Source organism: Oleiphilus sp. HI0079, from assembly GCF_001635105.1.
The window spans coordinates 1-1,366 of sequence record NZ_LWFT01000089.1; the positions used below are offsets into that span (position 1 = coordinate 1).

The 1,366-nt window shown below is 48.2% G+C and carries 1 protein-coding gene and 1 tRNA gene; both read right to left on the bottom strand.

The genetic code is table 11. From position 1 onward, the window contains the following. Positions 1-6: 6 nt before the first annotated feature. Positions 7-1,044, bottom strand: a complete 1,038-nt coding sequence (gene nadA, locus A3750_RS01330; RefSeq protein ID WP_068455738.1) for a quinolinate synthase NadA — start codon at positions 1,042-1,044, stop codon at positions 7-9. A 129-nt stretch (positions 1,045-1,173) separates the two neighbouring features. Continuing rightward, positions 1,174-1,249: transfer RNA gene (locus tag A3750_RS01335), tRNA-Lys, on the bottom strand. Positions 1,250-1,366 lie beyond the last annotated feature (117 nt).

Sequence of the window (1,366 nt, forward strand, 5' to 3'; positions counted from 1 at the left end):
AACGAACTAGCGCGCAGTAAAGGACAACATCCGCTCCAAAGGCTTCAGTGCGTCTCTGCGAAGGGTATCATCGACAAAGACCTCACAACCGTCACTGTTGAGCAGCACATCACGAACCCCCTCCAAGCCGTTCATAGCCATCCAAGGGCAATGAGCACAGCTACGACATGTTGCTCCGCTGCCCGCAGTCGGAGCCTCAATGAAGGTTTTCCCCGGGCTCAACTGCTTCATCTTGTAGAAAATGCCGTTGTCCGTTGCAACGATAAACGTCTCGTTGGGAAGCACTTGAGAGGCTTTAATGAGTTGCGACGTTGAGCCGACCGCATCTGCGAGTTCAACCATTGCATCAGGCGACTCAGGATGAACTAGAACAGCCGCTTCCGGATAAATCTTCTTAAGATCTTTTATCCCCGAAGCTTTAAACTCCTCGTGCACAATACACGCCCCATCCCACAGCAACATATCAGCGCCCGTTTGATGCTGAATATAGCTACCAAGATGTTTATCTGGACCCCAAAGTATTTTCTTTCCGGCGCGATCTAGATGCTCAATCACATCGAGCGCAATACTTGAAGTAACAACCCAATCTGCTCTTGCTTTTACAGCCGCAGACGTATTGGCGTAAACGACTACAGTCCGATCAGGGTGCTGATCGCAGAAACGAGAGAACTCGTCGACTGGACAGCCAATATCTAGGGAGCACGTAGCCTCTAAAGTCGGCATTACAACACGCTTATCCGGACTAAGAATCTTTGCCGTTTCACCCATAAATTTGACACCAGCAACAACGAGCGTTTTCGCATCACACGACGCGCCAAAGCGCGCCATTTCCAATGAGTCGGAAACAAGACCACCAGTCTCTTCGGCTAAAGCCTGTATAGATTCATCTGTATAATAATGCGCGATTAACACCGCATTTTCCTGCTTTAGCAGCTTCGCGATTTCGTTGCTGAGCGTATCAACACGAGCCACATCGAGCTCTTTAGGAATTTTTTCTTGCGCCAAGTGCTCTTGAACAAGAACACGATCTTGAAGATGACCCATTTACACCAAACCCATTGAATTTAACTAGTGGAATTATACCTAAACACGCGCGAACGCTCTAGAAAATACATGACGCCATTTCAGTTGAATGAGGAGGAACAACAGCTTATGCAGGTCAGAACAAAGAAGTGGTGGGTCGTGCAGGATTCGAACCTGCGACCAATTGGTTAAAAGCCAACTGCTCTACCAACTGAGCTAACGACCCCTTGAAAACGCCTATTAAGGCGATCGATGCGTGTTGGAAACACATCTTAGATAAACTGTCGGACTATCTTACCCAGACTACTCGGTACGCCCTAGCCAATTAAAAATTGGTGGGTCG